Raw genomic sequence first — 7,163 nt, forward strand, 5'->3', positions numbered from 1 at the left:
GGGCGGGGCGCGCCCCCGCGCACTGCCGCGGTCGCGGGCGGCCGGCGGCGCCCGGCGCTCGGGGGCAACGCACCGACCGACTCCACCGCGCAGCGCGCCCCCCTCGACGATGTCTGGGCGCGCCGGCCCTGGCCGGGCGACGAGTTCGTCCTCCCCTTCGGCCGGGCAAAGAAGACGCGCGAGGGCAGGGACATCACCATCGTCACCTGGGGCGCGATGGTGCCGCGCTGCGAGGAAGCGGCGAAGGATGTCTCGGCCGACGTGATCGACCTCAGGACGCTGATGCCGTGGGACCAGGAGATGGTGCTGGAATCGGTGCGGCGGACGCGGCGCTGCCTGATCGTCCATGAGGATCTGCGCACCGGCGGCTTCGGCGCCGAGATCGCCGCCGTCGTCGCCGACGAGGCCTTCCTCGATCTCGACGCCCCGGTCGCGCGGGTGACGATGCCGGACATTCCGAGCCCGCACAATCCGGTCCTGCTCGACTGGGCGGTGCCGTCAGCCGCGGACATCCGCGCGAAGATCGACGAGCTGGTGGGGTTCTGACCATGGCGCGCATCGTCATCCCGGCGACGGCCGGGACCTCGGGCCGGAAGAGGCTCTGCCAGGTGACCCGAGACCCCGGCCTTCGCCGGGGTGACGGCCTGTGGGGGCCGTCATGATCGACGTCGTCGTCCCCGAGGAGCAGGAGGGCACGAAGGCGGTCGTCCGCGCCTGGCTCAAGCAGGTCGGCGACCGCGTCGAGGTCAACGATCCGCTGGTCGAGCTCGAGACCGACAAGGTCGCGATGGAGGTTCCCGCCCCCGCCGCCGGCGTGCTGCGCGAAATCCTGCTCCATTCCAACGAGGACGCCGTCCCCGGCGCCATTCTCGGCCGCATCGCGCCGGTCGTGGAGATGGACTCAGATCGTTCCCCGGCGAAGGCCGGGGCCCAGCCCAGCAAGGAAACGCCTGGACCCCGGCCTTCGCCGGGGCACAGTGCGCAACAGGAAACCCGCCTCTCCCCCTCGGTCAAGCGCGCAGTCCTCCAGCACGATCTCGATCCCGCCCAGATCGAGGGCACCGGCCGAAACGGCCGCATCACGCGCGCCGACGTCGACCGCGCGATCGAGGCGGCGACGAAGGTCGGCCGTCCGGTCGAGGGGGTGATTCCCGGCGTCACGGGGGACATCCGATCGCACTTCGTCCCGCACGACCGAATGCGCCTCGCCATCGCCGAGAACATGCACGCCTCGGTCACGAACGCACCGCACGTCACCGCCGTCTTCGAGGCCGATTTCAGCGCGATCATCGCGCACCGCGACAAGCACAAGGCGGCCTATGCGAAGAAGGGCGTGAAGCTCACCTACACCGCCTATCTCGTCGCCGCGGCGGCCGAGGCGATGAAGGTCGCGCCGGCGATCAACAGCCGCTGGCATGACGACAGGCTGGAGCTTTACGACGACATCAACATTGGCGTCGGCACCGCATTGGGCGAGAAGGGGCTGATCGTCCCCGTCGTCCGGCAGGTGCAGCAATTGTCGCTGAAGGGCGTCGCCGCCCAGCTCGAGGAGCTGATCGAGAAAGCGAGGCGGGAGAGGCTGACCGGCGCCGACATCAAGGGCGGCACCTTCACCATTTCGAACCACGGCGTCTCCGGCTCGCTCTTCGCCGCGCCGATCATCATCAACCAGCCGCAATCGGCGATCCTCGGCGTCGGCAAGCTGGAGAAGCGCGTCGTGGTGCGCGAAGTGGACAAAGTGGACACGATTCAGATCCGCCCGCTCGCCTATGTCAGCCTCACCATAGACCATCGCGTAGTGGACGGGTATCAGACCAACGCTTGGCTGACGCGGTTCGTGGAGGTGCTGGAAAGCTGGCCGCTGGATTAGACTTGTCACGCCTCAACAGGAGGCGAAAGGATCAACGGATGACGGCAGCCAGACAGCTTATCCTGCCAGCGTTGCTTGTCCTGAGCAGTTCTTCAGTGGCGGCACTTGTTTCAAGCGCTCAGGGCGAGGAACGCCAAGCAAGGCCGGGTACTCGCTCGGTTGTCCAGATCGACCCCGAAAACAGAGTGGACGGGCCCTTGTTCAATCGCATGAGGGCCGCATTTGCAGCCGCCAACGAGGGTGATGGTCGCGCCTTCAATCGGTTTGTGGCCCCGGATGCGAATCTCGCGCTGCTATGGTTTTCCGGTACGGAGATTCAGCGGGCGCCACTTTCTGCCGAGACCATCCGGGCAGCAACGGCTAGCTGTATCGGTCCGATCTCTTACGACGAGGGACCGAACTGGGTGCAGTTGTCGTGGGTCTGCCGAGTTGATGGCGTCGGCCCTCTGGCGAGCATCATTACCTTCCGAGATAGTCCGGAACTTTCACTCACTGCGTGGTTCGAGAACGGCCTGATAACTAGGCTTGAAGCGATGGAGCCGCTCTCGATTCCAGGATGGCCTCGCTTAAGGATGAACGCCTTCAACGCCATACAGGCCGATCCTTCAGCATTTGCCCGATATCGACAGCCGATTCGCGCGCCCGGGAGCTGATGGTTAGCGACTGTCGACGGAGCCGCGGCTTGGCGCTACCAGGTCGATCTCGTACAGCCGCGGCCAGTATTTGCCGGTGACGAACAGGCGGTCGCGCTGGGCGTCGTAGGCGATGCCGTTGAGGACGTTGTCGCTGCCGCTGCCGTTCTCGATGGCGAGCGCGGTCAAGTCGATCCAGCCGGTCACGTTGCCGCTCGCGGGATCGATCCGGGCGATCATCGGCGTCTGCCAGACATTGGCGAGGATCTCGCCATTGACCCACTCCAGCTCGTTCAATCGCGGCACCGGCACGCCATTGTCGGTCACCGCGAGGCGCCGCCGTTCGGTCAGCGTCGCGGGATCGAGGAACCTCAGCTCGTGCGTGCCGTCGCTCATGATGATCTCGCGCCCGTTCTGGGTGAGGCCCCAGCCTTCGCCGTCATAGCGCCAGAGGCCGAGCCGCCTGAACGTCGCGCGGTCCCAGCGATAGCCGACCCCGTCCTGCCAGGTGATGCTGATCAGCTGGTCGCCCCAATCGACCAGCCCCTCGCCGAACAGGCCGCGCGGGATGCTGACCGATTGCAGCACCTCGCCGTCCTCCAGATTGACCCGGCGGATCGTCGATTGGCCGATCTGGCCGGTGCTCTCGTAGAGATGGCCGTCGAGCCAGAGCAGTCCTTGGGTGAAAGCGCGCGTGTCGTGCGGATAGGTGCCGACGACGCGATAGGAATAGACCGGTGTCTGGACCGGCGCGGTCGGCTGGGCGGGGGCGGAAGCGGGCGCCTGGCAGGCGACCAGCGACAGCGCGATAAGGGGTAGAAGCAGAAAGCGCATCGCGCCTCGATAGCCTAGCGATCGGTAGGTGTCCGCCCTAGGCGAACTACTCGCCACATGCCAGCGTCAACGTTTCGCTGCGGCTCTGGGCGCCATAGGTAACGGTCACTGTGATCTCGCCGGCGCAACCCACATCATTGAGCCAAAGCGCATTATAGGCGCGACCCGCCGGCGACGTCAGGACGGCGTTGAAGCGGCGCTGCCCGAGCAGACGCCCATTTTCGCTCCGGGCGACGATCCTCAATGGTCGTTCGATATAATGGTGGCCGTCAGCCCGAACTTCGGCGACGATAACGAGATCTTTCGCAGGCTCCTCGGCAGAGCCTTCGCCGATGATCGTATTCCAACCAGAAAAGTAATTGGGTGGCGAAATGTCGCGGGAAAGGCGGCCGGTTCCGTTGTAAAAAAGGTGCATGCGGACTTCGCCCAGTTCGGCGTGTGGTGTATCGGCAGCCTGCAGCGCTATCAGGGCCAGCGCGAGTTGGATCATGTCGCGGTATCACCTAAGGCTGGTTCATCGTCAGCAGCTCGTAGCTCGCCACCACTTCGTCCTTCTGGTTGTAGACATAGACCGCCCAGCGCACTTCGCCCATCTCTTCGTTGCGCACGCTGATCGACTTGACAGTCAGCTCAACCCGCATCGAATCGTCCGGATAAAGCGGCGTCTGGAAGCGCAGGCCCTCGAGCCCGGTGTTGGCGAGCACCGGCCCCGGATCGGGATCGACGAACAGCCCTGCGGCGAAGGAGAGGATCAGATAGCCGTGGGCGACCCGGCCGTCGAAGATCGGGTTCGCCTTCGCCGCTTCCTCGTCCATGTGGGCGTAGAAATTGTCGCCGGTGAAGGCGGCGAAATGCTCGATATCGTCGAGCGTCACCGTCCGGCTTTCGGTCTTCAGCGTATAGCCGATCTCCAGCTCCGAAATACGCTTGCGGAACGGGTGGACCTCGCCGGTCGGCTTGGCCGCGCCGGGGAGCCACTGGCCGGCCACCGCGGAGAGTATGTCCGGTGAGCCCTGGAGCGCGCTGCGCTGCATGTAATGCTTGACGCCGCGCACCCCGCCCATCTCCTCGCCGCCGCCCGCGCGGCCCGGCCCGCCATGGACGAGGACGGGGAGGGGAGAGCCGTGCCCGGTCGATTCTTTGGCGCTCGTGCGGTCGAGGATCACCATGCGGCCGTGATAGGCGCCGGCGCCGAGCACGAACTCCCGCGCCGCCTGCTTGTCAAAGGTGAAGAGCGACAAAGCGAGGCTGCCCATGCCGCGATTGGCGAGCGCGATCGCGTCGTCCAGATCCTTGTAGGGCATGATCGTCGACACCGGTCCGAACGCCTCCACATCGTGCACCGCGTCCGAATCCCAGGGGTTGTCGGAACGCAGAAGAATCGGCGCGATGAAGGCCCCGTCGCCGGGCACCGGCGACACATCCGGATCGCCCGCGACGATCCGCGCCGATTGCGCCAGCTCCGCCACCTTTGCCCGCACGTCGGCGAGCTGCGCGCGGCTGGCCAGCGCGCCCATCTGCACGCCCTCCTCGCGCGGGTCGCCGATCTTCACTCGAGCGAGCCGCTCGCTCAGCGCTTCCTGCACGGCGTCGAGATGCCCCGCCGGTGCCATCGCCCGGCGGATCGCCGTGCATTTCTGCCCCGCCTTGACCGTCATCTCGCGCGCAACCTCCTTGATGAAGAGGTCGAACTCCGGCGTGCCCGGCCCCGCGTCGGGGCCCAGGACCGAGGCGTTCAAGGAATCGCGCTCGGCGACGAAGCGGACGCTTTCGCGCGCGATCACCGGGTGCGATTGCAGCTTCATCGCCGTCGCGGCCGAGCCGGTGAAGCTGACCACGTCCTGGCAGGTGAGATGATCGAGCAGGTCGCCGACGCCGCCCATGATCAATTGCAGCGCGCCGTTCGGCAGCACCCCGGTCTCGAGCATGATCCGCACGCACGCCTCGGTCAGATAGCCGGTCGCCGAGGCCGGCTTGACGATCGCCGGCACGCCCGCGAGCAGGGTCGGGCCGAGCTTTTCCAGCATCCCCCAGACCGGGAAGTTGAACGCGTTGATATGGACCGCCGCGCCCTGCAACGGCGTGTAGACATGCTGGCCGACGAAGGTGCCGCCCTTGGACAAAGGCTCCATCGCCCCGTCGGTGAGGACATGGCCGTTGGGCAGCTCGCGCCGGCCTTTCGACGAGAAGGAAAACAGCGTGCCCGCCCCGCCCTCGATGTCGATCCAGCCGTCGCCGCGCGTCGCGCCGCTATTGTAGGAGAGCTCGTACAATTCCTCCTTGCGCGCCATCACCGCATTGGCGAGGTCCTTGAGCATCCAAGCCCGCTCGTGAAAGGTCATCCGCCTCAGCGCCGGCCCGCCGACCTTGCGGGCGTGATCGAGCATCGCCCTGAAGTCCAGCCCGCCGGAGCCGGTCTCCGCGATCACCTCGCCGGTGACGGCGCTGTGCACCGGGGCGAGCGAGCCGTCGCCCACGACCCAGGAGTCGGCGGCATAATTGAGCAGCTTGAGAGTCTTCATCGCGTCCCCTTAAAAGAAAATTCGCGCGACGGCACGGGCGATTGAGGAGAAGCGACGATGATCGATCCGGTAAGGCCCGTCACCCTGGTCGATATCGAGGCGGCCCGCGAACGAATCGCCGGCACCGTGCTGCGCACGCCTCTGGTCAGGCTCGATCTCGGCCCGGACGGACCCGACATCCGGCTCAAGCTCGAAAATCTGCAGCCGACCAATTCGTACAAGATCCGCGGTGCCGCCAATGCCGTCGGCCGGCTGAGCGAGGCGGAGCGGGCGCGGGGCGTGTGGACGGTGAGCGCCGGCAATGCCGGGCAGGGCGTCGCCTATGCCGCGCGGGCGGCGGGCCTCCCCTGCACGGTGGTGGCGATCGAAACCGCGCCACAGACCAAGCTCGACCGGATGGCGGCGCTGGGGGCGCGCATCGTCCCGGTGCCTTATGAGGTGGCGTGGCAGGCGGTCACCGATCATGAATATGAGGGCGTGGAGGGGCGCTTCATCCACCCCTTCGACAATCACGATTTCATCGCCGGCCACGCGACGATGGGCCTCGAAATCCTCGAGGACGCGCCCGATTCCGGCGTCGTGATCTGCGCGATCGGCGGCGGCGGGCTGATCAGCGGCGTCGGCAGCGCGATCAAGGCGCTGCGCCCGGAGATCCGGCTCTACGGCGCCGAGCCCGAGACGGCGGCGCCCTACGCCTTGTCGCGGCGCGAAGGCGGCCCGCGGCGCTTTCCCGGCTGGCAGGCCTCGTTCGTCGACGGCGCCGGCGGCCAGAGCGTGACCGAGCGGATGTGGGAGCGCATGCTGCCGCTGGTCGACGGCGCCATCGTCGTCACCCTCGACCAGACCCGTCACGCGATGCGTCTGCTCGCCGAGAAAGCGCGGGTGATCGCCGAGGGCGCCGGCGCGCTGTCGCTGGCGGCGGCGCTGACCGGCGAGGCGGGGGAGGGGCCGATCGTCTGCGTGGTCTCGGGCGGTAATATCGATCTCGCCAAGTTCGCCTCGCTGATCGCCGACTGACTCCCCTCCCTGGAAGGGAGGGGAACTTATTTGCCAGTGAAGTTCGGCTTCCTTTTCTCCATGAAGGCCGCGACGCCTTCGCGGTAATCGTCCGAAAAGCCGAGCTCGCGCATCGCGTCGCGCTGGAGGTTCAGCTCCTGCTCGAGATCGTGGTCCCAGCTCTCGCGCAGCATCTTCCTAATCCGGGCGAGGCCGCGCGTCGGCCCGCTCGCGAAGCGTCCGGCAAGCGCATCGACCTCGGCATCGAGCGCCTCGTCGTCCACCGCCTTCCTTATCAGCCCCCATTCC

The 7,163-nt window shown here is 66.9% G+C and carries 8 protein-coding genes; 4 read left to right on the forward strand and 4 right to left on the reverse strand.

The annotated features are described in order from the left end of the window. The 3 genes from ACT4N8_RS07545 to ACT4N8_RS07555 form a co-directional block, all read left to right on the forward strand. The coding region (locus ACT4N8_RS07545; RefSeq protein ID WP_444857522.1) for a transketolase C-terminal domain-containing protein at positions 1-546 on the forward strand (546 nt) is incomplete at its 5' end. Positions 547-658: 112 nt separating this feature from the next. Further along, complete coding sequence (locus ACT4N8_RS07550; protein ID WP_444857523.1) at positions 659-1,870, forward strand: dihydrolipoamide acetyltransferase family protein; 1,212 nt, start codon at positions 659-661, stop codon at positions 1,868-1,870. A gap of 38 nt (positions 1,871-1,908) precedes the next feature. Beyond that, complete coding sequence (locus tag ACT4N8_RS07555; RefSeq protein WP_444857524.1) at positions 1,909-2,523, forward strand: hypothetical protein; 615 nt, start codon at positions 1,909-1,911, stop codon at positions 2,521-2,523. 3 nt (positions 2,524-2,526) lie between these two features. On the opposite strand, the gene ACT4N8_RS07560 is transcribed toward ACT4N8_RS07555, so the two are convergent. Genes ACT4N8_RS07560 through paaZ form a run of 3 tightly spaced genes read right to left on the reverse strand, consistent with a single transcriptional unit; the run spans position 2,527 to position 5,858 of the window. Continuing rightward, positions 2,527-3,336 (reverse strand): glutaminyl-peptide cyclotransferase, encoded by an 810-nt coding sequence (locus tag ACT4N8_RS07560; protein WP_444857525.1) that lies wholly within the window; start codon positions 3,334-3,336, stop codon positions 2,527-2,529. A 46-nt stretch (positions 3,337-3,382) separates the two neighbouring features. After that, positions 3,383-3,826 (reverse strand): hypothetical protein, encoded by a 444-nt coding sequence (locus tag ACT4N8_RS07565; protein ID WP_444857526.1) that lies wholly within the window; start codon positions 3,824-3,826, stop codon positions 3,383-3,385. Between the two features lie 13 nt (positions 3,827-3,839). Next, positions 3,840-5,858, reverse strand: a complete 2,019-nt coding sequence (gene paaZ / locus ACT4N8_RS07570; RefSeq protein WP_444857527.1) for a phenylacetic acid degradation bifunctional protein PaaZ — start codon at positions 5,856-5,858, stop codon at positions 3,840-3,842. 57 nt (positions 5,859-5,915) lie between these two features. On the opposite strand from paaZ, the gene ACT4N8_RS07575 reads away from it, so the two are divergent. After that, positions 5,916-6,875 carry a threonine ammonia-lyase gene (locus ACT4N8_RS07575; protein WP_444857528.1) on the forward strand — a complete coding sequence of 320 codons (960 nt, stop codon included), beginning with the start codon at positions 5,916-5,918 and terminating at the stop codon, positions 6,873-6,875. Between the two features lie 26 nt (positions 6,876-6,901). Here ACT4N8_RS07575 and ACT4N8_RS07580 read toward each other — a convergent pair. Further along, on the reverse strand, positions 6,902-7,163 hold a 262-nt coding region (locus ACT4N8_RS07580), incomplete at its 5' end, for an enoyl-CoA hydratase-related protein (RefSeq protein WP_444857529.1).

Origin of the sequence: Sphingosinicella sp. (assembly GCF_052387495.1) — a bacterium.
Classification (GTDB): Bacteria; Pseudomonadota; Alphaproteobacteria; order Sphingomonadales; family Sphingomonadaceae; genus Allosphingosinicella.